Annotated in this window: 23 protein-coding genes and 1 riboswitch; of the genes, 14 read left to right on the forward strand and 9 right to left on the reverse strand. The window is 69.0% G+C overall.

Annotation, left to right across the window (positions count from 1 at the left end; genetic code table 11):
- Positions 1–33 precede the first annotated feature (33 nt).
- From ISN38_RS12890 to ISN38_RS12905, 4 genes are all read left to right on the forward strand, one after another.
- On the forward strand, positions 34–246 hold the full coding sequence (locus ISN38_RS12890; protein ID WP_047325327.1) for a heavy-metal-associated domain-containing protein: 213 nt from the start codon (positions 34–36) through the stop codon (positions 244–246).
- 121 nt (positions 247–367) lie between these two features.
- Positions 368–1,471, forward strand: a complete 1,104-nt coding sequence (locus ISN38_RS12895; RefSeq protein WP_003473186.1) for a PLP-dependent cysteine synthase family protein — start codon at positions 368–370, stop codon at positions 1,469–1,471.
- Between the two features lie 61 nt (positions 1,472–1,532).
- Positions 1,533–3,557, forward strand: coding sequence for a M3 family metallopeptidase (locus tag ISN38_RS12900; RefSeq protein ID WP_003473187.1), 2,025 nt, complete (start codon positions 1,533–1,535; stop codon positions 3,555–3,557).
- Between the two features lie 223 nt (positions 3,558–3,780).
- Positions 3,781–4,584 (forward strand): hypothetical protein, encoded by an 804-nt coding sequence (locus tag ISN38_RS12905; RefSeq protein ID WP_003473188.1) that lies wholly within the window; start codon positions 3,781–3,783, stop codon positions 4,582–4,584.
- Between the two features lie 100 nt (positions 4,585–4,684).
- Here the strand turns inward: ISN38_RS12905 and fabB are convergent, their stop codons facing one another.
- Together fabB and fabA are read right to left on the reverse strand one after the other, a co-directional pair.
- On the reverse strand, positions 4,685–5,893 hold the full coding sequence (gene fabB, locus ISN38_RS12910; RefSeq protein WP_206711841.1) for a beta-ketoacyl-ACP synthase I: 1,209 nt from the start codon (positions 5,891–5,893) through the stop codon (positions 4,685–4,687).
- Complete coding sequence (gene fabA / locus ISN38_RS12915; RefSeq protein WP_003476023.1) at positions 5,893–6,408, reverse strand: 3-hydroxyacyl-[acyl-carrier-protein] dehydratase FabA; 516 nt, start codon at positions 6,406–6,408, stop codon at positions 5,893–5,895. The genes fabB and fabA overlap by 1 nt, the downstream gene beginning before the upstream one ends.
- 205 nt (positions 6,409–6,613) lie before the next feature.
- On the opposite strand from fabA, the gene dinB reads away from it, so the two are divergent.
- Together dinB and gph are read left to right on the forward strand one after the other, a co-directional pair.
- The gene (gene dinB / locus ISN38_RS12920) at positions 6,614–7,675 is read left to right on the forward strand and encodes a DNA polymerase IV (RefSeq protein WP_003473196.1); all 1,062 of its coding nucleotides are present in this window, start codon (positions 6,614–6,616) and stop codon (positions 7,673–7,675) included.
- A gap of 189 nt (positions 7,676–7,864) precedes the next feature.
- On the forward strand, positions 7,865–8,518 hold the full coding sequence (gph, locus tag ISN38_RS12925; RefSeq protein ID WP_003473197.1) for a phosphoglycolate phosphatase: 654 nt from the start codon (positions 7,865–7,867) through the stop codon (positions 8,516–8,518).
- Between the two features lie 435 nt (positions 8,519–8,953).
- Here gph and btuB read toward each other — a convergent pair whose 3' ends face one another.
- The 3 genes from btuB to ISN38_RS12940 form a co-directional block, all read right to left on the reverse strand.
- The gene (gene btuB, locus ISN38_RS12930) at positions 8,954–10,825 is read right to left on the reverse strand and encodes a TonB-dependent vitamin B12 receptor (RefSeq protein WP_058358411.1); all 1,872 of its coding nucleotides are present in this window, start codon (positions 10,823–10,825) and stop codon (positions 8,954–8,956) included.
- A 110-nt stretch (positions 10,826–10,935) separates the two neighbouring features.
- Positions 10,936–11,152, reverse strand: a riboswitch (cobalamin riboswitch).
- 26 nt (positions 11,153–11,178) lie between these two features.
- Positions 11,179–11,589 carry a TfoX/Sxy family protein gene (locus tag ISN38_RS12935; protein WP_003473204.1) on the reverse strand — a complete coding sequence of 137 codons (411 nt, stop codon included), beginning with the start codon at positions 11,587–11,589 and terminating at the stop codon, positions 11,179–11,181.
- Between the two features lie 7 nt (positions 11,590–11,596).
- Positions 11,597–12,079 carry a GAF domain-containing protein gene (locus ISN38_RS12940; protein ID WP_003473206.1) on the reverse strand — a complete coding sequence of 161 codons (483 nt, stop codon included), beginning with the start codon at positions 12,077–12,079 and terminating at the stop codon, positions 11,597–11,599.
- 104 nt (positions 12,080–12,183) lie between these two features.
- Between ISN38_RS12940 and bioD the strand changes: the two genes are divergently transcribed.
- Positions 12,184–12,879 carry a dethiobiotin synthase gene (gene bioD, locus ISN38_RS12945; protein WP_003473211.1) on the forward strand — a complete coding sequence of 232 codons (696 nt, stop codon included), beginning with the start codon at positions 12,184–12,186 and terminating at the stop codon, positions 12,877–12,879.
- Positions 12,880–13,204: 325 nt separating this feature from the next.
- Here bioD and ISN38_RS12950 read toward each other — a convergent pair whose 3' ends face one another.
- The 3 genes from ISN38_RS12950 to ISN38_RS12960 form a co-directional block, all read right to left on the reverse strand.
- Positions 13,205–13,576 (reverse strand): phasin family protein, encoded by a 372-nt coding sequence (locus ISN38_RS12950; protein ID WP_004427663.1) that lies wholly within the window; start codon positions 13,574–13,576, stop codon positions 13,205–13,207.
- Positions 13,577–13,839: 263 nt separating this feature from the next.
- Positions 13,840–14,202 carry a 6-carboxytetrahydropterin synthase QueD gene (queD, locus tag ISN38_RS12955; protein ID WP_003473213.1) on the reverse strand — a complete coding sequence of 121 codons (363 nt, stop codon included), beginning with the start codon at positions 14,200–14,202 and terminating at the stop codon, positions 13,840–13,842.
- Positions 14,203–14,335: 133 nt separating this feature from the next.
- Positions 14,336–15,697, reverse strand: a complete 1,362-nt coding sequence (locus ISN38_RS12960; RefSeq protein WP_047325324.1) for a DEAD/DEAH box helicase — start codon at positions 15,695–15,697, stop codon at positions 14,336–14,338.
- 374 nt (positions 15,698–16,071) lie between these two features.
- Between ISN38_RS12960 and ISN38_RS12965 the strand changes: the two genes are divergently transcribed.
- The gene (locus ISN38_RS12965; RefSeq protein WP_058195427.1) at positions 16,072–17,061 is read left to right on the forward strand and encodes a fumarylacetoacetate hydrolase family protein; all 990 of its coding nucleotides are present in this window, start codon (positions 16,072–16,074) and stop codon (positions 17,059–17,061) included.
- A gap of 88 nt (positions 17,062–17,149) precedes the next feature.
- Complete coding sequence (gene maiA / locus ISN38_RS12970) at positions 17,150–17,809, forward strand: maleylacetoacetate isomerase (protein ID WP_038236877.1); 660 nt, start codon at positions 17,150–17,152, stop codon at positions 17,807–17,809.
- A gap of 103 nt (positions 17,810–17,912) precedes the next feature.
- Here the strand turns inward: maiA and ISN38_RS12975 are convergent, their stop codons facing one another.
- Complete coding sequence (locus ISN38_RS12975; protein WP_003466735.1) at positions 17,913–19,055, reverse strand: PilT/PilU family type 4a pilus ATPase; 1,143 nt, start codon at positions 19,053–19,055, stop codon at positions 17,913–17,915.
- A 99-nt stretch (positions 19,056–19,154) separates the two neighbouring features.
- Between ISN38_RS12975 and ISN38_RS12980 the strand changes: the two genes are divergently transcribed.
- The 5 genes from ISN38_RS12980 to ISN38_RS13000 all read left to right on the forward strand — a co-directional run bounded on the left by ISN38_RS12980 (position 19,155) and on the right by ISN38_RS13000 (position 23,844).
- Positions 19,155–19,547, forward strand: coding sequence for a DUF4398 domain-containing protein (locus ISN38_RS12980; protein ID WP_047325322.1), 393 nt, complete (start codon positions 19,155–19,157; stop codon positions 19,545–19,547).
- The gene (locus tag ISN38_RS12985) at positions 19,544–20,440 is read left to right on the forward strand and encodes an OmpA family protein (protein WP_003466739.1); all 897 of its coding nucleotides are present in this window, start codon (positions 19,544–19,546) and stop codon (positions 20,438–20,440) included. The genes ISN38_RS12980 and ISN38_RS12985 overlap by 4 nt, the downstream gene beginning before the upstream one ends.
- A 338-nt stretch (positions 20,441–20,778) precedes the next feature.
- On the forward strand, positions 20,779–21,003 hold the full coding sequence (locus tag ISN38_RS12990; RefSeq protein WP_003466750.1) for an HP1242/YdcH family protein: 225 nt from the start codon (positions 20,779–20,781) through the stop codon (positions 21,001–21,003).
- 200 nt (positions 21,004–21,203) lie between these two features.
- Positions 21,204–22,574 carry a pyridoxal-phosphate dependent enzyme gene (locus tag ISN38_RS12995; RefSeq protein ID WP_058362107.1) on the forward strand — a complete coding sequence of 457 codons (1,371 nt, stop codon included), beginning with the start codon at positions 21,204–21,206 and terminating at the stop codon, positions 22,572–22,574.
- A gap of 82 nt (positions 22,575–22,656) precedes the next feature.
- A complete protein-coding gene (locus tag ISN38_RS13000; protein WP_003466753.1) occupies positions 22,657–23,844 on the forward strand; it encodes a cystathionine gamma-synthase in 1,188 nt (395 codons plus the stop codon).

A 23,844-nucleotide genomic window follows, 5' to 3' on the forward strand; every position in this document is an offset into this window, starting at 1 on the left:
GCGGCAACGCTCTTTCCAAACCAGGACACGGCAATGCAGCACATCCAACTCACGGTCCATGGCATGACCTGCGGCGGCTGCGCGGCGCGTTTGCAGCGGGTGCTGCAGGCCAGCGCCGGGGTCGCCGCGGCGCTGGTGGTGCTGGACGGCGGGCGCGTGGAGGTGGAGTACGACGCCGCGCGCATCGATGCGGCGGCGATCGAACGCGTCATCGCCGATGCCGGTTTCGGCGTGGTGCCGCGCTGAGCGGTCGCCGCCGCCAGCGCCGCCGGCAGGTGAACATCGCGGCCCAGCGCCGCTCCGGCGCAGCCCCGGGGCCGGGGCGGGCGTGTATCGTGGACGCGATTTTTCCGTCCTGCGTACCGTCATGACCTATCGCGATTGGGTGGCCAACGCCATCCAGAAGATCGAAGCCGATTTCAACCGCTCGGCCGACACCCACCTGATTCCGCTGGAGCTGCCCGGTTTCCCGGGCATTGATCTGTATTTCAAGGACGAGTCCAGCCATCCCACCGGCAGCCTCAAGCACCGCCTGGCGCGTTCGCTGTTCCTGTACGCGCTGGCCAACGGCTGGCTGCACGAGGGGCGGCCGGTGATCGAGGCCTCCAGCGGCTCCACCGCGGTGTCCGAAGCCTATTTCGCGCGCCTGCTGGGGTTGCCGTTCATCGCGGTGATGCCGGCGACCACCTCGCCGGAAAAGATCGCCGCGATCGAATTCCAGGGCGGGCGCTGCCACCTGGTCGAACGCGCCTGCGACCTGCACGCCGATTCGGTGCAGCTGGCGCGCGAGAGCGGCGGCCACTTCATGGACCAGTTCCTGTACGCCGAGCGTGCCACCGACTGGCGCGCCAACAACAACATCGCCGAATCGATCTTCCGGCAGATGCAGGAAGAGCCGCATCCGGTGCCGGCATGGATCGTGTGCAGCCCCGGCACCGGCGGCACCGCCGCCACGCTCGGCCGCTACGTGCGCTACCGCCGCCACGCCACCCGCATCCTGTGCGCGGATCCGGAGGTGTCGGTGTTCTTCGAAGGCTATTGCGAAGCGCTGGCCGGGCGCGACTACGCCGGCCTGGCCAGTACCGGCGGGTCGCGCATCGAGGGCATCGGCCGGCCGCGGGTGGAATCGAGCTTCATCCCCAGCTGCATCGATGCGATGGTCAAGGTGCCGGATGCGCTGAGCCTGGCGGCGATGCGCTATGTCACTGCGCGCCTGGGCCGGCGCGTCGGCGGTTCCACCGGCACCAACTTCGTCGGCGTGCTGCAAGCGGCGACGCGGATGCGCGAGCACGGCCGCAGCGGTTCCATCGTCACCATCCTGTGCGACAGCGGCGAGCGCTACGGGCACAGCTACTACCGGCCGGACTGGTACCGCGAGCACGGCATCGACGTGGCGCAGGCCGATGCGCAGCTGGCCGCGGCGGTGGCCGGCGCCGGCTTGCCGCCGCTGGCTTGTGCCGCGTTGTCGTGACCGCCATATCTCCCTCGAGGCCGGCAGCGCCGGCCCTTCCCCCGCTACCGAGATTCCTGCGATGACCAATCCCCTGCTCGATTTTTCCGGCCTGCCGCGCTTCGATGCGATCCAGCCCGAGCACATCGGCCCGGCGATCGACGCGCTGCTGGCCGCCGCCGAAGCCGCGGTCGCGCACGCCGAGCAGGTCGCGCCGGTGCGCTGGGACAGCTTCGTGGTGCCGCTGGACGATGCCACCGAGCGCCTGTGGCGCGCCTGGGGCCAGGTCAATCACCTGCAGGGCGTAGTCAATACGCCGGCGCTGCGCGAGGCCTACAACACCAACCTGCCCAAGCTGACCCGCTTCTCCAGTGCGCTGGGGCAGAACCTGGCGCTGTTCGCGCAATACCGCGCGCTGGCCGCCACGCCCGAGGCCGCCGTTTACGACGCCGCGCGGCGCAAGGTGCTGGACAACGCGCTGCGCGATTTCCGCCTGGGCGGCGCCGAACTGGGCGATGCCGACAAGCAGCGTTTCGCCGCGATCCAGGAAGAACTGTCGGCGCTGTCGGCGAAGTTTTCGCAGAACGTACTCGACGCCACCGATGCGTGGTCGCTGCTCATCGACGAACCGTCGCGTCTGGCCGGCCTGCCCGACGACGTGGTGGCCGCAGCGCGCGCGGCAGCGGACAAGGACGGCCAGGCCGGCTGGAAGCTGACCCTGCAGATGCCGTGCTACCTACCGGTGCAGATGTACGCCGAGGAGCGCGCGCTGCGCGAGACCCTGTACCGCGCCAACGCGATCCGCGCCTCGGAATTCGGCGACCCGGCGCTGGACAACAGCGCAGCGATCGAACGCATCCTGGCGCTGCGTGGCGAACTGGCCGGCCTGCTCGGCTTCGCCAGTTACGCCGAGTATTCGCTGGCGACCAAGATGGCGCGCAGCCCCGACGAGGTGCTGGGTTTCCTGCGCGACCTGGCCGCGCGCGCCAAGCCCTACGCGCAGCGCGACCGCGCCGAACTGGAAGCCTATGCGCGCGAACACCTGGGCCTGGACGAGCTGCAGGCCTGGGACCTGGCCTATGCCAGCGAAAAGCTCAAGCAGGCGCGCTACAGCTTCTCCGAGCAGGAAGTGAAGCACTACTTCACCGAACCGAAGGTGCTGGACGGCCTGTTCGGCGTCATCAACGACCTGTACGGCCTGCAGGTGCAAGCGGACACGGCGCCGGTGTGGCATCCGGACGTGCGCCTGTTCCGCGTCAGCGATGCGCAAGGCCGCCTGGTCGGACAGTTCTACCTGGACCTGTACGCGCGTGAGGGCAAGCGCGGCGGCGCCTGGATGGACGATTGCCGCAACCGCCGCGACCGCGCCGACGGCGTGCAGACGCCGCTGGTGTACCTGGTGTGCAACTTCGGCCGCGGCGGCGACGGCAAGCCGGCCACCTTCACCCACAACGAAGTCACCACCCTGTTCCACGAAATGGGCCACGGCCTGCACCAGTTGCTGACCCAGGTCGGCGAACTCGGCGTGGCCGGCATCAACGGCGTGGAATGGGACGCGGTGGAACTCCCAAGCCAGTTCATGGAGAACTTCTGCTGGGAATGGCCGAGGCTGCAGGCGATGACCGCGCACGTGGACAGCGGTGAACCGCTGCCGCGCGCGCTGTTCGACAAGATGCTGGCGGCGAAGAACTACCAGAGCGGCATGTTCACCGTGCGCCAGCTGGAATTCGCGCTCTTCGACATGCAGTTGCATCACGCCTTCGATGTCGCCGGCGACAGCATGCTGCAACTGCTCGAACGCGTGCGCGACGAGGTCGCGGTGAACCGCCCGCCGGCCTGGAACCGCTTCCCGCACCAGTTCAGTCACATTTTCGCCGGCGGCTACGGCGCCGGCTACTACAGCTACAAATGGGCCGAAGTGCTCAGCGCCGACGCCTATGCCGCGTTCGAGGAAGCGCCGGACCAGTTGGCCGCCACCGGCGCGCGCTTCCTGCACGAGATCCTGGCGCGCGGCGGCAGCCGACCGGCGCTGCAGAACTTCACCGCCTTCCGCGGCCGCGCGCCGGAGCTGGATGCCTTGCTGCGGCACAGCGGCATGGCGGGGTGATCCGCGTGCGCCGCGCCGCCTGGTGCGCGGCGCGGCGCGGCGAGGAGCAGGCCGGCCGGCATAGCGCGCGCCTTGGCCGCTGCGCGTTCGGTGAACGCCATTGCAACCGCATGCGCCGATGCCGGTGTCGCAACGCATAATTTATGCGCGCAGAGGCTGGCTTTATGGCGGATTTGTGCGGTGTTTGCGTAGCGTGTGCGGTAACCCAGCAACGAGATCGCAGATGGCTGTCCGCGCAGTGTCTTCCACGTCCCACCCGCGCATCGATCTGGAAGCCGGCGCCAGCGGCGCGGCCACCATCGCCGCGCCTTCGCTTCTGCCGTCCGCCAGCGCCGCGCTCTCCGGATTGACGCCAGCGCCGGCGCGCGCTGCGCCGAGGCGTGCGCCGGTGACGGATGCCCGGGCGCAGTCGGCGCCGCCGAGCGCGCTGCGGCAGGTTGGCAGCTATGGCGGGCCGGCGCTGGACGCGCTTGCGTCCGGCTTGTCCTTGGCGGCCTCGCGGCTGTCTGCGGCGCCGGATGCGGCGAAGCTGACCGGGACGCTCAGCGGTGCCCTGTGGGCCGGAGGCGCTGGCCTCACGCAGGTCGGCAGCGCTTCACCGCCGCTGCTCGTCACCGGCGCCAACGCCCTGGGCGGCGTCGCCGGCGTGCTCGGCGCAGTGCAACCGTGGATCGGCGCAAGCAGCGCCAGCACGCTGGCTTACGCGTCTGCGGCGGCGTGGGCTGTGAACGGAGCCGCCAACATGGTGCGCGCCGGCAGCGATGCCGGCCGCCATCTTCCCAGCCGAGTGCTGCAGGGGGTCAGTGGCGCCGCCAATGTCGCCGCCGCCGCCCTGGCCGCCGCCGCCGCGAGCGCTGCGCAACAGGACGCACCCGTCAAGGCCGCCAATCTGGGCGCCGCATCGTCGCTGGCATGGGGCGTGGGCGCGATCGCCGCGCTTGGTTCGGCGTGCACCGCAGCGCCTGCTGGCGACGGCGCCAGCGCAGAAGATCCGCCGCCGCCGCATGGGTCCGCTGTGGCGCCCTGATCCGGCATCGGCAAGCGACGGGCGCATCCGCGCCGTCGCTTCGATCAGGGCAACGGCCACGCCGCAACCGGGGTGCGGCGCGCTCCCGTCGCGTTGCGCTTCAACCGCGCCCGAACACCAGCGTGGCGTTGGTGCCGCCGAAGCCGAAGCTGTTGGACATCACCGTACGCAGCGTCGCCTCGCGGCTCTCGCGCACGATCGGGAAACCCTCGGCGCGCGGGTCCAGCGCGTCGATGTTGGCCGAGCCGGCGATGAAGCCGTCGCGCATCATCAGCAGGCAGTAGATCGCCTCGTGCACGCTGGCCGCGCCCAGCGAATGCCCGGACAGCGCCTTGGTCGAGGACAGCGGCGGCACCGCATCGCCGAACACCTCGCGTACCGCGCCCAGCTCGGTCACGTCGCCCAGCGGCGTCGAGGTGCCGTGCGTGTTGAGGTAGTCGATCGGCGCAGCCACGCCCTGCATCGCCATCTGCATGCAGCGCACCGCGCCTTCGCCGGACGGCGCGACCATGTCGGCGCCGTCGGAGGTCACGCCGTAGCCGAGCAGTTCGGCATGGATGCGCGCGCCGCGCGCCACCGCGCGCTCGTAGTCTTCCAGCACCAGCATGCCGCCGCCGCCGGCGATGACGAAGCCGTCGCGCTCGGCGTCGTACGGGCGCGAGGCCACTGCCGGGCGCTCGTTGAAGCCGCTGGACAGCGCGCCCATCGCATCGAACATCAGGCTCATGGTCCAATCCAGCTCTTCGCCGCCGCCGGCGAACATCACGTCCTGCTGGCCGTGGCGGATCAGGTCCGCGGCCGCGCCGATACAGTGCGCCGAGGTCGCGCACGCCGCCGACAGCGAATAGCTGACGCCCTTGATCTTGAACGCGGTGGCCAGGCTGGCCGAGACCGCCGAGCACATCGTGCGCGGCACCATGTACGGGCCGACCTTGCGCACGCCGCGGTTGCGCAGCAAATCCGCCGCTTCCACCTGCCAGTGGCTGGAACCGCCGCCGGAACCGGCGATCAGGCCGGTGCGCACGTCGCTGACCACGGCCTCGTCCAGGCCGGCGTCGGCGATCGCATCGCGCAGCGCCAGGTAGGCGTACGCCGACGCGTCGCCCATGAAGCGCTTGAGCTTGCGATCGACCAGCGCTTCCAGGTCCAGCTGCACGTCGCCGGCGACCTGGCTGCGCAGGCCGTGTTCGGCCGCCTCGAGGTTGGCGCGGATGCCGGCGCGGCTCTCGCGCAGCGCGCGCGACACCGTGTCCAGGTCGTTGCCCAGGCATGAGGTGATGCCCATGCCGGTGATCGCGACGCGGCGCATCAGAACGCCTCCGTCGAGGTGAACAGGCCCACGCGCAGGTCCTTGGCTGTGTAGATCTCGCGGCCGTCCACCGACATGCGCCCGTCGGCCACTGCCATCACCAGCTTGCGGTTGATGACCCGGCTGATGTCCAGCTCGTAGACCACCTGCTTGGCGGTCGGCAGCACCTGTCCGCTGAACTTCACTTCGCCCACGCCCAGCGCGCGGCCGCGGCCGGGCGCGCCGATCCAGGTCAGGAAGAAACCGGTCAATTGCCACAGCGCATCCAGGCCCAGGCAACCGGGCATCACCGGATCGTCGATGAAATGGCAGCCGAAGAACCACAGGTCCGGGCGCACGTCGAGTTCGGCGCGGACCACGCCCTTGCCGTGCGTGCCGCCGTTGTCGTCGATGTGGCTGATGCGGTCGAACATCAGCATCGGATCGTTGGGCAGCCGTGCGGCCTCGGCGCCGAACAGTTCGCCGCGCGCGCTGGCGAGAAGGTGTTCGCGTGAATACGAAGTGAGGCGGCTCATGAGTGATTTCCCAGGGCAGACAGTCGAGGCGCGCAAGCGTGCACGACGCCTGCGCTTTCAATCAAACGTTTTATCCGTACGCACGCGTAGCGTAGGCCGTGCCGCCATGGTTGGCCGTGCGCAAGGTCAAGGCGTGCGTTCTCGGTGCATGCGCGGGCCTGGCTTATCATGCCGCTACCGTTCGCTGGCGTAGGGTGCAGGGCCGATGCGCAAGATCATTCACGTCGACATGGATGCGTTCTACGCGTCCGTGGAGCAGCGTGACGATCCCGCATTGCGCGGCAAGCCGGTGGTAGTGGCCTGGCGCGGCATGCGGTCGGTGGTGTGCGCCGCGTCGTATGAGGCGCGCGTGTTCGGCATCCGCTCGGCGATGCCCGCGCTGCGTGCAGAACGGCTGTGTCCGGACGCGATTTTCGTGCCGCCGGATTTCGCGCGTTACAAGGCGGTGTCGCGGCAGGTGCGCGAGATCTTCCAGCGCCACACCGATCTGATCGAGCCGCTATCGCTGGACGAAGCCTATCTCGACGTCACCGAGCCCAAGGGCGAACTGGCCACCGCCACCGAGATCGCGCAGACCATCCGTGCGCAGATCCGCGAGGAAACCGCGCTGACCGCCTCGGCCGGCATCGCGCCGAACAAGTTCCTGGCCAAGATCGCCTCGGACTGGCGCAAGCCCGATGGCCAGTTCGTGATCCGCCCGCACCAGGTGGACGCGTTCCTGACCCCGCTGCCGGTCAGCAAGGTGCCGGGCGTGGGCAAGGTGATGCAGGCCAAGCTGGCGGAGTTGGGCATCGTCACCGTCGGCGACCTGCGCACGCACGGCGAAGTGGAACTGGAGGCGCGCTTTGGCAGTTTCGGCTTGCGCCTGTACCAGCGTGCGCGCGGCATCGACCAGCGCCCGGTGGAAGCGGACCAGCAGGTGCAGTCGATTTCTTCGGAAGACACCTTCGCCGAAGACCTGGCGCTGGACGCGCTGGAGCCGGCGATCCGGCTGCTGGCGGAAAAGACCTGGACCGCGACCCGCCGCACCGAGCGCATCGCCCGCACCGTGGTGCTGAAGCTGAAGACCGCGCAGTTCCGCATCCTGACCCGCAGCTTCACGCCCGAGCAGCCGCCGGATTCGCTGCAGGCGCTGACCGACATCGCGCTGGCCCTGCGCCAGCGCGTGGACTTGCCCGCGTCCACCCGCTACCGGCTGGTCGGCGTGGGCCTTGCCGGCTTCCACGAACCCGAGCCGATGCAGACCCAGGGGCGGCTGTTCCGCTGACGCGCGCCGGCGCTTCGTGCATGGCCTGCGCACTTCCCCTGCGGCGTGCCCGCATAGGGCCGGCAGCAGGCGGCGATCTTGCGCGTGTTCCTGGATGTCCTGGCGGCGCGTTTCGGCGAAGTGCCGTACGGGGATCGCGAGGGAGCGCGGCGCCTACAATGGGCGCCGCTTTTCGCACCCAGGAACGACATGACATTTCCGTATGCGCTGGTGGTGTTCGATCTGGACGGTACCCTGGTGGACAGCGGCGCCGATATCGCCGAAGCGCTCAATCGCACCCTGGCCGACTTCGGTCTGGCGCGCGTGCCGGAGGCCACCGTGCTCGGCTGGATCGGCGAAGGCGTACGCAAGCTGGTCGAGGCCGCGTGGGGGCATGCGCACGACGCCACCCCGATCGACGCGGTGATGCCGACCTTCATGCGCCACTACGCAGCCTGCCTGCTGCGCAGCCCGCGCCTGTACCCGGGCGTGGCCGAAGCGCTGGCACAGTTGCGCGCGCGCGGCGTGACCCTGGCGCTGTGCACCAACAAGCCGTCGGCGTTGGTGTTGCCGTTGCTACGCCATCTCGGTGTGGCCGATGCGTTCGCCACGCTGCTCGGCGGCGACAGCCTGGCCGAACGCAAGCCCAGCGCGCTGCCGTTGCTGCATCTGGCGCAGCAGTTCGCGCAGCCGCCGGCGCGTTGCCTGATGGTCGGCGATTCCGGCACCGACCTGCAGGCCGCGCATGCCGCCGGCATGCCGGCCGCGCTGGTGCGCTACGGCTATCCGCGCGACCTGGACCTGGCCGCGGCGGACGTGGTGCTACTGATGGACGACCTGCGCGAGTTGCTGGCGTTGGGGTGAGGCGGGCTATCGCACGTGCGGCACGCATGCGGCATCTGGCGCTGCGCGCGTCGCTGCCGCTGCAATCGCCTGACGGTCGATCACCCCCTGTAGGAGCGGCTTCAGCCGCGACGCTTTACCGGTAGAGCCCGGTCGCGGCTGAAGCCGCTCCTACAGGTGCGCGCAGTCTGCACTTGGTTCGCGACGCACGGCATGAGGACTGCCGACATGTGCAGGCACGGAAAAAACTGTGGGAGCGACTTCAGTCGCTAAGGGCCTTATTGGTAGCGCCCGTCGCGACTGAAGTCGCTCCCACAGCATCGCGGCAACTGTCACGTTCGCATTGAGGAGGTTGCGTTCACGACCGCCAAACGCTGTAGCGGCGTCGGCGAGACCGCAGGAGGCGGATCCGTGTTCGTGCAGCGGGCTGCGCCGAATGGCGCAGCCCTTCCAGACTCAGCGCGCCGCGGGTGCGTAGCGCAGGGTCAGCGCGTATTCGCGGCCGGGCTGGTTGTACCAGTTGATGGTCTGGTAATCGCGATCGAACACGTTGCTGGCCTTGGCCTGCAGCGTCCAGTCCGCGGCGAACGCGTATTCCACGCGCAGGTCCAGCGTGCCGTAGCCGGCCAGGCGCACGCTGTTGGCCGCGTCGTCGTAGCGGTGGCCGCTGCCGAATGCGGTGACGCCGAGCTTGACCGGGCCGAAGCCGCGGTCCACGTCCAGCCGCGCGGTGTCCTGCGCGCGCCGCGCCAGCCAGTTGTCGCGGTTGGCGCCATCGCTGCGGTTGCGCGGATCGGTGTGGCTGAGCTGCGCCGACAGTTCCCAGCCGGCCAGCGTGGCGTAGCCGGTCAGCTCGGCACCGCGGATCCGCGCCTTGTCCACATTGACCGGCAGGAAGCTGGCGGCGTCGTAGGAGATCAGGTCGTCAACACGGTTTTCGTAGACGTTGAACGTCCAGTTCCAGGCATCGGCGTACTGCGCCACGCCCAGGTTGCCGCTCTTGGACTTCTCCGGCTTCAGTTCCGGATTGCCGGAGAACGGGTAGTACAGGTCGTTGAAGGTCGGCGCCTTGAAGCCGGTGCCGAGGCTGGCGGTGAGCTTGAAGCCGCCGTCCAGCGCCAGGCCCCAGCCGAGGCTGCCGGTGGTGTGCTGGCCGAACTGTTCATTGTCGTCGCTGCGCACGCTGGCCTGCAGCTGCTGCGCGCCGAAGCGGCCCTGGTACTCGGCGAACACGCCTGTATTGTCGCGCTGATCCACATCGAAGGCGGTGGTGCCGGTGACTTGCTCGCGCTGCCAGTCGGCGCCGGCGCTGAGCAGATTGCCTTCGGCCAAGCCGAAGTCGCCCTGCAGCGAGGCGCTGTCGCGGCGGCTGTCGAAGGTGCTGACGAAGCTGCGCGTGTCGCTGCCGGCGGCGTGGTAGTAGCTGTCGGCCTGGTCGGTGTTGCGGCCGAGCTGCGCGGCCAGGTGCACGCGCTCGGACGGGGTCCAGTCGAGCTTGCCGCCGACCACCTGCTGGGTGTTGTCGGCCTCGTTGCCGGCGAACAGCGCATCGCCGTCGTACTCGTTGCGGCTGTCGATGTTCAGCGCCTGGCCTTCGATGCGCAGTGTGTCGCTCAGCGCATAGCCGCCGCGCGCGCTGAGCGAGGTATTGCGGTAGCCGTCGCGGTCCGGCTCGTCGACGAAGCAACCGGCGAACAGGGTGGCCGAGCCGTTGCAGGCGTTGATGCCGTCGGTGTTCTGGTAGCCGCCCTGCACCGACAGCCAGCCGCGCTCGCCGCGGTTGCTGAAGCCGGCGCTGGCTTCGCGCAGGCCGTGGCTACCGGCGCCCAGGCTCAGGTTCTGCTGCAGGCCCTGGCCGCCGCGGCGGGTGAAGATCTGGATCACGCCGCCGATCGCATCGGAGCCGTACAGACTCGAGCGCGGGCCGCGCACGATCTCGATGCGCTCGATCTGGCTCAGCGGCAGGTCCTGGAACGCGGCCAGGCTGGCGCTGGCCGAGCCGATGCGCACGCCGTCCACCAGCACCAGCACGTGGTCCGATTCGCTGCCGCGCAGGCTCAGCGTGGTCAGCTTGCCGAGACCGCCCTGGTTGGACACGCCGATGCCGGCGCGGCCCTGCAGCAGTTGCGCCAGCGACGTGGCCTGGCTGCGCTCGATCTCGGCGCGGTCGATCACCTGCGCCGGGACCACGCTGTCCTCCACCGCGATCTGGGTGCGGGTGGCGGTGACCAGGACCTGGTCCAGGTCGGTGGCGGCATCGGCGGCGAGCGCCAGCGAGGGCAGGGACAGGGCGGACGCGATCGCGACCGAAAGCAGGCGGGACGACATGGTGCAACTCCGGCGCGCGGGCGCGCTGTGACGGCGAAGGAGTCGCGAACCGAAGGTGCGAGCGGACGGCGCCAGACGCGGCGCGGCACGCCGCGACGCCCTCCGCATCGCAACCAGTGGACTGCAAGGCCGGTCTCCGGGCTGGCGATCTGGGAGTCGGACTCCCGGCTGCGACGCCTTCCCATGCCCAAGGCACAGTGGCGCAAGTCGTTAGCGCGGATCGCTTACCGTTGCGGGGGCAGCGCCGGCCTTGTCGCAAGACGCACCGGCTTCCCGTTTCAACCTGCAGGCCGGAGCCGGCGGGTCACCTTGACGCGGCGCGATTGTACGCGATCGCCGCTGCGGCGCACGGATCAGTCGGCGTCGCGCTCGCCTACGTGGCCATCGGCGTCGGGTGCGTGGTCGTACCCGGCGGCGTCCGCGTAGGGCGTGTCGCTGCGGTCGCCGTCGCGGTCGAAATGGGTGGTCGCCACCGGTCCGGCCACCGGCAGGCCGCGCTGCGCCGGCAACTGCGCCGCCGCGGCTTCCAGCTCGCCAAGCAGTTGCGTGCGCCGTGCCTCGGGCAGTTCCTGCCAATGGCAGCCGGTCAACGCGCCTTCCAGCGAATACAGCAGGTTGAGGCTGGGCTTGAAGCCGGCACGCTTGACCTTGAGGAATGCGCCCACCGCACCGGCGGCGGCCAGATCCTCTTGCGTGCGCAGGCCGACCTGGCGCAGCCAGGCCGCGCTCTTGGGACCGATGTTGCGCAGCTTCTCGGTGCTCATCGCCGGCTCATCGCAGCGCGTCGACGAAGACCTGGGCGATCGCCTCCAGGCCGTGCTGGTCGTCGGCGTCGAAGCGTGCCAGGTCCGGGCTGTCCAGGTCGAGCACGCCGACCAGCGCGCCGTCGCGCAGCAGCGGCACCACCAGCTCCGAGCGCGAGGCCGCATCGCAGGCGATATGCCCGGGAAAGGCCGCGACGTCGTCGATGCGCTGGGTCTGGCCAGTGTTGGCGGCCGCGCCGCACACCCCCTTGTGCAGGGGAATGCGCACGCACGCGGGCAGGCCCTGGAACGGCCCGACCACCAGTTCCTTGCCGTCGTACAGGTAGAAACCGACCCAGTTCAGCCGCGGCAGCGCGTGGTACACCAGCGCCGCCAGGTTGGCGGCATTGGCGATGCGGTCGGGCTCGCCGCTGACAAGGGCGCGGGCCTGGGCGAGCAGCTGGGCGTACTGTTCCGGCTTGCTGCCGGTGAGCGAAGAGGAGGCGAACATCGCCCGAGTCTAGCAGCGGCCGATGGCGGCCTGTGCGCCGGCGCCTGGCCCCGGCTATCCTGCGCGCCCGCGCCGCATGCGCCGACCTCGAGGATCCTGCAACGATGAGCGTCCCCGCCTTCTACGTCACCGGCACCGATACCGGCATCGGCAAGACCGTCGCCAGCACCGCACTGCTGCATGCGTTGCGCGCGCGCGGGCAGACCGCGGTGGGCATGAAGCCGGTCGCCAGCGGCTGCGAGCGCAGCGTGGACGGCTGGCGCAACGAGGACGCGCTGGCGCTGCAGGCGGCGAGCCTGCCGCGCCCGGACTACGCCGACCTCAATCCCTACGCCTTGCCGCTGCCGCTGGCGCCGGAACTGGCGGCCGCCGACGCCGGGGTGTGCGTGGAACTGGGGCCGATCGCCGCCGCCTTCGCGCGGCTGCGTGCGCAGGCCGACGTGGTGGTGGTGGAGGGCGTCGGCGGCTGGGCGGCGCCGCTGTCGGCGACCCTGGAGCAGGCCGATCTGGCGCGTGCGCTGGCGCTGCCGGTGGTGCTGGTGGTCGGCCTGCGCCTGGGCTGCCTCAACCATGCCCGGCTCACGGCCGCGGCGATCGCCGCCGACGGCCTGCGCTGCATCGGCTGGATCGGCAACGAGATCGATCCGGCGATGGAGCGCATCGACGCCAACATGGGCATGCTGCAGGAGCGGTTGCCGATGCCGTGCTGGGGGCGGCTGCCGTATCGGCCGCATCCGGACCCGGCGGCGCTGGCGTCGTCGCTGCACCCCTGGCAGGGCGCGCAGGTGGCGCAGGACTGAGTCGGCGCCTGGTCGGAAGCGCGCGCAGCGCAGAAAGGGCTTCCGCGAGGGAAGGCCTGTTGTGCAGGAATGGCTTCAAGCCCTGGCGCCGGACCGGAACTTAGGGCCGAGGTCCTGGCAAGCAGTGCCAGAATGTCTCCGCACTTGCGAAATCCCGAATACCGCGCGCGCTTCGACAGCCGCCGGCTGTCCATCCCGAATCCCGGCCATAAAAAGGCCCGGTAGAGGGAGGGATCTACCGGGTCTTGGCTGCACGGGGGGAGGGACCCGCGCGTACCACTGGTCAGTCGTGCGGCTGCGCCGCAGCGGACTTGTCTGGTCTTGCTTATTTGGTCTTGGCCTTCGGTGCGGCCTGGTCGCTGGCCGCGTCGAACTGGCTCTTGGCGAGCTGGCCGATAGCTTCGGAGGTCTTCAGGCCGAGGCCGAACACTTCCTGGTTGGCCGTGGCCAGCCGCTCGAAGTTGTCGCGGGCGATCTGCAGGCCCTTCGGCCACAGCGACTGCACGCTGCCGATGTCGCGCGCTTCGGTGAGCTCGCCGAGGAAGCCGGTGGTCGCGGCCACGTTCTTCTCGAAAGTCTTCAGCTGCACGCCGAACACGCTCTCGGCGCTTTCCAGCGCCAGACGGTTGGCCCGCGACGCGGCGGCGGCGAACTGCTGGGTGTAGCTGCTGAATTGGTCATTGAACTGAGCGGACATCATGCGACTCCAAGGGAATGCCGATTGCTGTTGCAGTGCAACATACGCGCATTCTGCTGCAATGCAACATTATTTTCTGAAGTCGCTCAGGAAGCGTTCAAACTGGCTTTTCGATCAATGGGTTGGCGCAGGTCGGCCGGGCTCTGCCCGGGTTTGCGGATGCGTCAAACAGGTCTCATTTGCGCCGCTGCCGCGCCTTGGGCGGAAACCGGCCACCGGCACTGCATCCGGCACCGTCCTGCCGCGCTTGCGAATCCCCGCTTTCAGGCCTGCGGACCGCGATAGCGGCAGCCCGACGTGCACGTCTCGTGGACCACCACCTCGCTCAGCAGCGGCAATGCCGGCTTGAGCTGCTCCCAGATCCACATCGCCAGGCGCTCGCTGGTCGGGTTCTCCAGCCCCTCGATGTCGTTGAGGTAGTGGTGGTCGAGTCGGTCGTAGATCGGGCGGAACGCGGCCTTGATGTCGCCGAAGTCCATGACCCAGCCGCTGTCGGCCCCGGGTTCGCCGCTGACGTGCAGCTCGATCCGGAACGAATGCCCGTGCAGCCGCGCGCACTTGTGGCCTGGCGGGACGTTGGGCAGGCGGTGCGCCGCCTCGAGGGTAAAACTTTTGAAGATATCCATGGCGTCATTGTAAGTGGCGGGGGAATTGGCCGGCCGATCGCCGGTACGGGTGGATGCTGTTGCGCTACCGGGGCGTCGCGAAAACACGAACGCCGCCCGGAGGCGGCGTTCGTGCTGCTGCGGTCGGCTGCGCTTAGCGCGCGGCGCTGGGCTGGCCGCCGCCGCTGCGACGGCGCTCGCCCTGGCGGCGTGCGCCGCCCGGCTGGGTGCCGCCGGCCGGCTTGGCCCCGGCATGCGCGTGCGCGCGCGGCGCGTCGCCGTGCGGACGCCGCACATGGGTGCTCTTGCGCGGCGGACGCTGGCCGCCCGGACGTTCGTCGGCCGGATTGTTGTTGCCCCAGCGGATCGGCGTGGACGGCTCGAAGCCCGGCACGTCGCGGATGTCCATCTCACGCTTGAGCATGCGCGAGATCGCCCGCAGCAGCTTGGCCTCGTCCTGCGCCACCAGCGACACCGCCTCGCCCTGCGCGCCGTTGCGGCCGGTGCGGCCGATGCGGTGCACGTAGTCTTCGGCGACCATCGGCAGGTCGTAGTTGATGACCTTCGGCAGCTGGTCGATGTCGATGCCGCGCGCGGCGATGTCGGTCGCCACCAGCACGGTGATGCGGCCGGCCTTGAAGTCGCTCAGCGCGCGCAGGCGCTGGCCCTGACTCTTGTTGCCGTGGATCGCGGCGGTCTTCAGCCCGGACTTGTCCAGGAACATGGTCAGCTTGTCGGCGCCATGCTTGGTGCGCGCGAACACCAGGGTCTGCATGCGCGAATCGGCGGCCAGCAGGTGCAGCAGCAGTTCGCGCTTGCGCGTGCCATCGACCGGGTGCACGCGGTGGGTGATGGTGTCGGCGACGGTGTTGCTGGGCGTGGCCTGGATTTCCTGCGGGTTGTGCATGAACTCGCGGGCCAGCTGCTTGATGCCTTCCTCGAAGGTCGCCGAGAACAGCAGGGTCTGCCGGTTCTGCTTGGGCAGCTTGGCCAGGATGCGCTTGATCGAGGGCAGGAAGCCCATGTCGAGCATGCGGTCGGCTTCGTCCAGCACCAGGATCTCGATGCCCGACAGGTCCACGCTGCGGCGCTCGAGGTGATCGAGCAGGCGGCCCGGGCAGGCGATCAGCAGGTCCACGCCGCGGCGCAGCGCGTCGAGCTGGTTGCCCATGCCGACGCCGCCGTAGATGGTGGTGCTGGGGATGCGCAGGTACTTGCTGTAGCCGCGCAGGCTGTCGTGCACCTGGGTGGCCAGTTCGCGGGTCGGGGTCAGGATCAGCGCGCGCGGCCTGCGTGCGCCGTTGCCGACCGGCTGCGGCGAGGTACCCAGGTGCTGCAGCAGCGGCAGACCGAACGCGGCGGTCTTGCCGGTGCCGGTCTGCGCGCCGGCCATCAGGTCGTGGCCGGCCAGCGCCAGCGGAATCGCCTGCAACTGGATGGGGGTGGGCGTTTCATAGCCCTGCTCGGCCAACGCACGCAGCAGGAAGGGCGCCAGGCCCAGGGATTCGAAAGACATCGAGGAAAGCTCCGGATAACGCGCCGTCGCCGGGACGTGCCCGGCGTGAAGACGCAAGTAGGGTGAGGCTCGGAGCGTTCCCGTGAACCGCGCTGCGAGAGGGTGGATCAACCCGGAGCAGACAGCGCTCGGGTTTGTCGGCACCACGAAAGGCGTCGGGCGGGGCGGGCGAGCGGATCGCAACGATCCTGACCTCGCCGGCGATCCCTAAGGGAAACGGACGGCCGCATGCAGACCTCGCAAGTCTACGCTGAATTGGCGCGTTGCACAAAAGGCGCTGCCGGCCATCCGACAGCGGTGGTTCCGTTTCAGTTGCAACCAATATTCGGTCTGGCCGTACAATCCCCCGATCGGCTCCCCAGCACTGGACGGACATGAAGCTAGGCTCCCTGAAGGAAGGCGGTCGCGACGGCACCCTGATCGTCGTTTCCCGCGACCTGACCCGCGCGGTGCGCGCCACCGGCATCGCCACGACCCTGCAGCGTGCGCTGGAAGACTGGAGCAATCTGGCGCCGCGCCTGAACGCGTTGTCCGAATCGCTCAACGACGGCAGTGCCGACGGCCAGTTCGACCTGGACATCGCCGCATTGGCCGCGCCGTTGCCGCGCGCCTACGAATTCCTCGACGGCAGCGCCTACCTGCCACACGTGGAGCGGGTGCGGCGCGCGCGGGGCGCCGAGGTGCCGGAGAGTTTTTATACCGATCCGCTGATGTACCAGGCGGTCAGCGCCGGTTTCTACGGTCCGCGCGATGCGGTCAAGGTGGTCAGCGAGGACCACGGCATCGACCTGGAAGCGGAGATCGTGGTGATCACCGACGACGTGCCGATGGCGGTCGATGCGCAGCAGGCCGCCGCGCATATCCAGCTGGTGGGGTTGGTCAACGACGTGTCGCTGCGCAACCTGATCCCGGCTGAGCTGGCCAAGGGGTTCGGCTTCGTGCAGTCCAAGCCGCGCTCGGCGCTGTCGCCGGTGTTCGTCACCCCCGACGAGCTGGGCGAGGCATGGCGCGACAACAAGCTGCATCTGCCGCTGCTGACCCACATCAACGGCGCCTGGTTCGGCGCGCCGGAGGCCGGTGAGGACATGCAGTTCGATTTCGCGCAGCTCGTCGCGCACGCGTCCAGGACGCGGCCGCTGGCGGCCGGCGCGGTGATCGGTTCGGGCACCATCGCCAACCACGACACCACGCGCGGTGCGTCCTGCTTCGCCGAACTGCGGGTGGTGGAAACGCTGCGCGACGGCCAGCCGAGCACGCCGTTCATGAAGTTCGGCGACGTGGTGCGGATCGAGATGCTGGACCGTGATGGAGTGAGCATCTTCGGCGCGATCGAGCAGCGCATCGAGCCGGCCGCGCGGCCCTGAGCCGGCCAGCGGCGGCGCGCGGGCGACCGGCGGCGCGGCGCTGACGGTGTCCACCGGTATCTTGAGCGTCCGAACGGGGAGAGAACGCGTGCAAGAGGCCTTGCAGCTATACACCTACTGGCGTTCCAGCGCCGCCTATCGCGTGCGCATCGGCCTGAATCTGAAGGGGCTGGCCTACCAGGCGCTGCCGGTGCACCTGCTGCGCGACGGCGGCCAGCAGCATTCGCCGGAGTACGCGCGGCTCAATCCGCAGGAACTGGTGCCGACCCTGTGCCACGACGGCCAGCCGATCCGCCAGTCGCTGGCGATCCTGGAATACCTGGACGAACGCTGGCCGGAGCCGCCGCTGCTGCCGGACGCGGCGATCGACCGCGCCCGCGTGCGCGGGATCGCGCAGCTGATCGCCTGCGACATGCATCCGCTCAACAACCTGCGCGTGGGCCAGTTCTTCGAGCGCGTGTGGAGCGTGCCGCAGTCCGAGCGCGAGGAGTGGATGCGGCACTGGCTCGTGCTGGGGTTCGATGCGCTGGAGCAGTTGCTCGCCGAATCGGCGGATACCGGCCGCTACTGCCACGGCGCGCAGCCGGGCATGGCCGATTGCTGCCTGGTGCCGCAGGCGTTCAATGCGCGCCGTTTCGGCGTAGACATGCAGGCGTATCCGACCATCGCGCGGATCGAGCATGCCTGCCTGGCGCTGCCGGCGTTCGCCGCGGCGCGTCCGGAGCAGCAGCCGGACGCGCAGGGTTGAGGCCTGGCGTCTGGACCTTGGTAGGAGCGGCTTCAGCCGCGACAAGGTCTTGCCGGATGATGTGTGTCGCGGCTGAAGCCGCTCCGACAGGGGAACGGCGGTTTCAGCCGAAGCCGTGGGTGATCCGCGGCGGGCTGGCGCCGCCGCCGGCGTCGTAGTCGGCGTAAGGGTCGTGTTCGCCGCTGGCGCCTTCGGACAGGCGGAATTTCAGCGCCAGGCCGTCGCGCGAGTCGGCCGCGCGCAGCGCTTCCTCCTGCTCGATCTGGCCCTGCTTGACCATCCGGAACAGGCATTGGTCGAAGGTCTCCATGCCTTCCTCCAGCGATTCCTCCATCGCCTGTTTGATCTCGTGGATCTGGCCGCGGCGCAGCAGGTCGCGGATCATCGGCGTGTTCAGCAGCACCTCGGTGGCCGGGCGCCGGCGCGCGTTCTTGTCCTTGACCAGGCGCTGCGAGACCACCGCGCGCAGGTTCAGCGCCAGGTTCATCAGCACGTTCTTGTGCGCGCTTTCCGGGAAGAAGTTGAGGATGCGCTCGATGGTCTGGTCGGCGTTGTTGGAGTGCAGCGTGGCCAGGCACAGGTGACCGGTCTCGGCGAAGGCGATCGCCGCCTCCATCGTCGTCGCATCCAGGATCTCGCCGATCAGGATCACGTCCGGCGCCTCGCGCATCGCGTTCTTCAGCGCGTTGTTGAAGGTGTGGGTGTCCAGGCCGACCTCACGCTGGTTGACGATCGACATCTTGTGCTTGTGCAGGTATTCGATCGGATCCTCGATGGTGAGGATGTGCCCGGTGGTGGTGCTGTTGCGGTGGTCGATCATCGACGCCAGCGAGGTGGACTTGCCCGAGCCGGTCGAGCCGACCATCAGCACCAGCCCGCGCGGGGTCATGATCACGTCCTTCAGCACCTGCGGCAGGTGCAGTTCCTCGATGCTGGGGATCTTGCTGCGGATCGCGCGGATCACCAGGCCGACCTCGCCGCGCTGCTTGAACATGTTGACCCGGAAGCGGCCGGCGTCCTGCAGCGCGATGGCCATGTTCAGTTCCAGCTCGCGCTCGAACTGCGGCACCTGGCCCTCGTCCATCAGCGAATAGGCGATTTTCTTGACCATGCCCGGCGGCAGGCCGGTGGCGCCGAGCGGGTACAGCTTGCCTTCGATCTTGATATAGACCGGTGCGCCCGTGGTCAGAAACATGTCCGAGGCGTTCTTTTCGGTCATCAGCTTCAGGAAGTAGCCGATATCCATGCGCAATGGTTCCCCAACAATCCGCGACAGCCCGTTGCAAGCGCGCCACAGGCTTCCGACAATGGCCGTGCTCGACGTCTCCGCCTACGGCCCCCCTTGATGAAAACTAGCTTCGCACAAATCCGTTGCCCGCAGTACGTGATGGCGGGCGCGTTGGCGCTGTTCGCCGCGCCCGCGGCCTTTGCCCAGGTCGCCTCGCCGGAACTGCAGACCGCGCAGCAGGCGGTGCAGCGCGCGATCCAGGCCGACGCCGACCAATACGCCCCGGACCTGATCGCCACTGCCCGCCAGGGCCTGGAGCAGGCGCAACAGGCGGCGCTGGACCGCCGCCAACGCAAGACCGCACCGCAGCTGGCGCTGCGTGTGGCGGCCGACGCCGACCTGGCGCGGGTGCGCAGCGAGGAGGCGGTGGCCAATGCGCAGCTGAAACAGCGCAAGGCCGAGGTGGCCGAGCTGGAGCGCAGCTTGAACACCGGGGAGGGCCGTCCATGAGCCGCCGCCTGGGGATGGCCGGCCGCCTGGCCGCGTTGCTGTTGCTGGTCGCACCGCTGGCCGTGTTCGCGGCCGACGATCCGGAACTGGCGGTCCTGAACCGGCGCCTGGTCGCGCTGCAGGCCGATCCCCTGAGTGCCGACGTGGCTGCCTACGAGCGGTTGCAAGCGCAGCAGGCGGTCGCCGCGTTCGCCGCGGCCAAGCGCAAGGAGCAGGACGACGCGCGCTATCTCGCCGAGCGCCGCGTCGAGATCGCCGAGACCGCCGCACGCGCGGCACTGGCGCGGCGCCAGGTTGAGCAGTTGGAGAAGACCCGCAGCGACTTGCTGGTCGAGGCCAGCCGCCGCGAGGCCGCGCGCGCGCGCCAGGAAGCCGAACGGCTGCGGGTGCAGGCGCAGATCCAGGCCGAAGAGGCCGCGAGCCTGCGCCAGGCCGCCGAGGCCGATCAGTTGGCCCGGCAGGACGCCGAGCAGGCGCTGACCAACGTGGCCGGGCAGCAGACCGCCAAGCTCAGCGCCGCGCAGCAGAAGTCGGCCAAGCTGGCCCGCGAGGAGGCCGAACTGGTCGCCGGGGCCAAGCTGCCGGCTTCGCGTTTCGAGCCGCGCGGTGAGGTCTTCACCGTCAATGGCGGCGCCTTTGCGGCAGGCAAGGCGGCGCTGTCGGCCGATGCCGCAGGCCAGGCCAAGGCGCTGGCGCAGTACCTGCAGATCGGCGCCAAGAGCCGGGTGCGGATCGAGGCTTACGACGCCGATGCCGGCGTGGCGCAGAAGCGCGCCGACGCGTTGCGCGATGCGCTGGTCAGTGGCGGGGTCGCGGCCAGCCGCTTGCAGGCGGTCGGCAAGAAGGCGCCGGCGAGCAAGGCGCGTGCCGCCGAGGTGGTGATCAGCCCCTGAGCGAGCGCCGGCCGTTGCGGCCCTATGGCCGCGTTTAGCCCGGTTTTTCCCTGGGCCTGAGCGGCAAGCAACTGAATGCGAAAAAGCCGGCTGTCGTCTCTTGCCGGATCCGGTGGGGAGGCGTAGGGTCGAACTCCCAGGCGACACATCGTCGCCTGGTTCCACGGAGACACCGGGCCGATGAAGCAATGGCACGCACCGCAGCGAGACGTTCCGAGGGCAGCAGGCCCGGGCGTTGCGGTGGAGTGGCTGGCGGCCCGCGCGATTCCGCTCCCAGGCAACGCCCCGCGCCGTTCCGGCCGGGGCGTTCTTGTTTTCACCTGAAGGAGGCTATTCCTATGTTCGAAGGGCAACCGCAGACCGAAATCGACGCGTTGATCAAGTCCGATCCGGAGTTCAAGCAGCTCTACCAACGCCACAAGACCCTGGACAAGAAGTGCATGGACGCCGAACTCGGCGTGCTGCCGATCGACGATCTCACGCTGTCGCAGATGAAGCGGGAAAAGCTCGCGGCCAAGGAAAAGCTGTTGCGGCTCTACGACGAGCAGCAAACGCCCCACTGATTCCTCTTTCCCACGACAAACGTTCCATTGTCGCGGGCGGTGGCCGGCCTCCTCGTCGGCTTGCCACCGCCCGCGTCATCTCCTCCGAAGCCGCGATCGCGGCTTTTTTGTGCCGATTCCGCGCTTTGTCTGACATTCCGGCGCATACCGCGGATAATCACCGGTCCAGCCGCTATGACGGCGCGATGCATCCGGACGCGATGGCCATTCACTCTTCCGTACTCGACCTGATCGGCGACACCCCCATCGTCAAGGCCAGCAAGCTCGACACCGGCGTGTGCGAGCTGTACCTGAAGCTGGAAAGCGCCAATCCCGGCGGCTCGATCAAGGATCGCATCGGCCTTTCGATGATCGAGGCGGCCGAGCGCCGCGGCGAGCTCAAGCCCGGCGCCGTGCTGATCGAGGGCACCGCCGGCAACACCGGCATCGGCCTGGCCTTGGTGGCGCAGCAGAAGGGCTACAAGCTGATCCTGGTGGTCCCGGACAAAATGAGCCGGGAGAAGATCTTCAACCTCAAGGCGATGGGCGCCGACGTGGTGCTGACCCGCTCGGACGTGGCCAAGGGCCATCCCGAGTACTACCAGGACCTGGCCGCGCGCCTCGCCGCCGAAACGCCTGGGGCCTATTTCGTCAACCAGTTCGGCAACCCCGACAACCCGGCCGCGCACGAGTTCGGCACCGGCCCGGAGATCCTGCGGCAGATGGACGGCAAGCTGGACGCGATCGTGTTCGGCTGCGGCAGCTCCGGCACCATGACCGGGCTGTCGCGCGCGTTCGCCGCCGCCTCGCCGCATACCGAACTGGTGCTGGCCGACCCGGTCGGCTCGATCCTGACCGAGTACATCGAGCACGGCACGGTCAGCGAGAAGTCCGGCAGCTGGCTGGTGGAGGGTATCGGCGAGGACTTCCTGCCCGACATCTCCGATTTCTCGCGGGTCAAGAAAGCCTACTCGATCAGCGACGCGGAGAGCTTCCACACCGCGCGCGAACTGCTGGCCAAGGAGGGCATCCTCGGCGGCTCCTCGACCGGCACCCTGCTGGCCGCGGCGCTGAAGTACTGCCGCGTGCAGACCGAACCCAAGCGGGTGCTGGTGTTCGTCTGCGACACCGGCAACAAGTATCTGTCGAAGATGTACAACGACTACTGGATGCTGGACAACGGTTTCCTGGAGCGCCCGCAGCACGGCGACCTGCGCGACCTGATCCTGCGCCCGTACAGCCAGCGCGACACCGTGGTGGTCGGCCCCAACGACCTGCTGACCACCGCCTACCAGCGCATGAAGCTGTACGACGTGTCGCAGCTGCCGGTGATGGACGGCGACCAACTAGTCGGCATTGTCGACGAAAGCGACGTCTTGTTGCACGTTTATGGCGACGAGGCGCGGTTTCGCGACCCGGTGTCCACGGCCATGGTCAGCAAGCTCGACCGGCTCGACGTGAAATCGCCGATCGAAGCGCTGCTGCCGGTGTTCGACCGCGGCCAGGTCGCGATCGTGATGAACGATGGCGCCTTCCTCGGCCTGATCACCCGCATCGACCTGCTCAACTACCTGCGCCGCCGCGTGCAGTGACGGTCGCCTCGTGACGGCCCCAGTACATGGGGCCGTTCAGACCGCGCTGCTAGAATCACGCCCCTCCTCTGGGAACCCCCTCATGACGGACCACACGTCCAACCCCAATGGCGACGGCCCCGCGCTGTCGCTGGCGACCCTGGCGATCCATGGCGGCCAGCATCCGGACCCGTCCACGGGCGCGGTGATGCCGCCGATCTATGCGACCTCCACTTACGCCCAGTCCAGCCCTGGCGAACACCAGGGCTTCGAGTACTCGCGCACCCACAATCCGACCCGCTTCGCCTACGAGCGCTGCGTCGCCGCGCTGGAAGCTGGCACCCGCGGTTTCGCCTTCGCCTCGGGCATGGCCGCCACCTCCACGGTGATGGAGCTGCTGGACAGCGGTAGCCACGTGGTGGCGATGGACGACCTGTACGGCGGCAGCTATCGCCTGTTCGAGCGTGTGCGACGGCGCACCGCCGCACTGGACTTCAGCTTCGTCGACCTGACCGATCCGGCCGCGTTCGCCGCGGCGATCGGACCCAAGACCAGGATGGTGTGGATCGAGACACCCACCAACCCGATGCTGAAGATCGTCGACATCGCCGCGATCGCCGCGATCGCGCACAAGCACGGCCTGCTGGTGGTGGTGGACAACACCTTCGCCTCGCCGATGCTGCAGCGCCCGCTGCAGCTGGGCGCTGACATCGTGGTGCATTCGGCCACCAAGTACCTCAACGGCCACTCCGACATGGTCGGCGGCATCGCCGTGGTCGGCGCCAACGCCGAACTGGCCGAACAACTGGCGTTCCTGCAGAACTCGGTGGGCGGCGTGCAGGGCCCGTTCGACAGCTTCCTGGCGCTGCGCGGGCTCAAGACCCTGCCGCTGCGCATGCGTGCGCATTGCGACAACGCGCTGCAGCTGGCGCAGTGGCTGGACACCCATCCGGCGCTCGACAAGGTGATCTATCCCGGCCTGGTCTCGCATCCGCAGCATGCCCTGGCGCAGCGGCAGATGTCCGGCTTCGGCGGCATCGTTTCGATCGTGCTCAAGGGCGGCTTCGACGCGGCCAAGCGCTTCTGCGAACGCACCGAACTGTTCACCCTGGCCGAATCGCTGGGTGGCGTGGAAAGCCTGGTCAACCATCCTGCGGTCATGACCCACGCCTCGGTGCCGGTGCAACGGCGCGCACAGCTCGGCATCAGCGATGCGCTGGTGCGGTTGAGCGTGGGGGTCGAGGATGTGGGGGATTTGCAAGCCGATCTCGATCGCGCGCTGCGGAGCTGA

Source organism: Xanthomonas translucens pv. undulosa (assembly GCF_017301775.1).
Classification (GTDB): Bacteria; Pseudomonadota; Gammaproteobacteria; order Xanthomonadales; family Xanthomonadaceae; genus Xanthomonas_A; species Xanthomonas_A translucens.

Coding starts and splice junctions, on each gene's coding strand:
- ISN38_RS12895 (WP_003473186.1), top strand. CDS start 368: ATGACCTATCGCGATTGGGTGGCCAACGCCATCCAGAAGATCGAAGCC.
- queD (WP_003473213.1), bottom strand. CDS start 14,202: ATGGATATCTTCAAAAGTTTTACCCTCGAGGCGGCGCACCGCCTGCCC.
- ISN38_RS12960 (WP_047325324.1), bottom strand. CDS start 15,697: ATGTCTTTCGAATCCCTGGGCCTGGCGCCCTTCCTGCTGCGTGCGTTG.
- fabA (WP_003476023.1), bottom strand. CDS start 6,408: ATGAGCCGCCTCACTTCGTATTCACGCGAACACCTTCTCGCCAGCGCG.
- ISN38_RS12935 (WP_003473204.1), bottom strand. CDS start 11,589: ATGAGCACCGAGAAGCTGCGCAACATCGGTCCCAAGAGCGCGGCCTGG.
- dinB (WP_003473196.1), top strand. CDS start 6,614: ATGCGCAAGATCATTCACGTCGACATGGATGCGTTCTACGCGTCCGTG.
- ISN38_RS12985 (WP_003466739.1), top strand. CDS start 19,544: ATGAGCCGCCGCCTGGGGATGGCCGGCCGCCTGGCCGCGTTGCTGTTG.
- ISN38_RS12980 (WP_047325322.1), top strand. CDS start 19,155: ATGAAAACTAGCTTCGCACAAATCCGTTGCCCGCAGTACGTGATGGCG.
- ISN38_RS12975 (WP_003466735.1), bottom strand. CDS start 19,055: ATGGATATCGGCTACTTCCTGAAGCTGATGACCGAAAAGAACGCCTCG.
- ISN38_RS12940 (WP_003473206.1), bottom strand. CDS start 12,079: ATGTTCGCCTCCTCTTCGCTCACCGGCAGCAAGCCGGAACAGTACGCC.
- bioD (WP_003473211.1), top strand. CDS start 12,184: ATGAGCGTCCCCGCCTTCTACGTCACCGGCACCGATACCGGCATCGGC.
- ISN38_RS12990 (WP_003466750.1), top strand. CDS start 20,779: ATGTTCGAAGGGCAACCGCAGACCGAAATCGACGCGTTGATCAAGTCC.
- ISN38_RS12905 (WP_003473188.1), top strand. CDS start 3,781: ATGGCTGTCCGCGCAGTGTCTTCCACGTCCCACCCGCGCATCGATCTG.
- gph (WP_003473197.1), top strand. CDS start 7,865: ATGACATTTCCGTATGCGCTGGTGGTGTTCGATCTGGACGGTACCCTG.
- ISN38_RS12950 (WP_004427663.1), bottom strand. CDS start 13,576: ATGTCCGCTCAGTTCAATGACCAATTCAGCAGCTACACCCAGCAGTTC.
- ISN38_RS12890 (WP_047325327.1), top strand. CDS start 34: ATGCAGCACATCCAACTCACGGTCCATGGCATGACCTGCGGCGGCTGC.
- ISN38_RS12900 (WP_003473187.1), top strand. CDS start 1,533: ATGACCAATCCCCTGCTCGATTTTTCCGGCCTGCCGCGCTTCGATGCG.
- btuB (WP_058358411.1), bottom strand. CDS start 10,825: ATGTCGTCCCGCCTGCTTTCGGTCGCGATCGCGTCCGCCCTGTCCCTG.
- ISN38_RS12995 (WP_058362107.1), top strand. CDS start 21,204: ATGGCCATTCACTCTTCCGTACTCGACCTGATCGGCGACACCCCCATC.
- ISN38_RS13000 (WP_003466753.1), top strand. CDS start 22,657: ATGACGGACCACACGTCCAACCCCAATGGCGACGGCCCCGCGCTGTCG.
- fabB (WP_206711841.1), bottom strand. CDS start 5,893: ATGCGCCGCGTCGCGATCACCGGCATGGGCATCACCTCATGCCTGGGC.
- ISN38_RS12965 (WP_058195427.1), top strand. CDS start 16,072: ATGAAGCTAGGCTCCCTGAAGGAAGGCGGTCGCGACGGCACCCTGATC.